This is a genomic window from Shewanella sp. CAL98-MNA-CIBAN-0140, assembly GCF_040309905.1.
In the GTDB taxonomy this organism is placed as follows: domain Bacteria; phylum Pseudomonadota; class Gammaproteobacteria; order Enterobacterales; family Shewanellaceae; genus Shewanella; species Shewanella psychromarinicola.
In genome coordinates this window covers 1-264 of sequence record NZ_JBEOPI010000196.1, presented here as the reverse complement: position 1 = coordinate 264, position 264 = coordinate 1, and the positions used below count along the sequence as shown (strand labels likewise).

At 64.0% G+C, this 264-nt stretch carries 1 pseudogene; it reads right to left on the bottom strand.

The features are described 5' to 3' along the window. Window positions 1–264: pseudogene (locus tag AAEY93_RS20730) on the bottom strand (2-isopropylmalate synthase); the annotation flags it as partial.

Below are 264 nucleotides of genomic sequence, written 5' to 3'. Positions count from 1 at the left end.
GCTTCACTCACTGACGGCAGGTATTCGTCCTGGAAAATCTGCCAGATGGCATCGCTCGTGAGCTCGCCACCCTGCTCGTCGGTCTTCGACTGGACGACCCCCGAGAACTCGATCTGCAGCTTGCGCGGCAGGTCCAGGGCGTGGTCGGTCTTGAGGAGGTACGCGACCCCGCCTTTGCCGGACTGCGAGTTGACGCGAATGACGGCCTCGTAGCTGCGCCCGAGATCCTTGGGGTCTACCGGCAGGTACGGAACGGCCCAGACC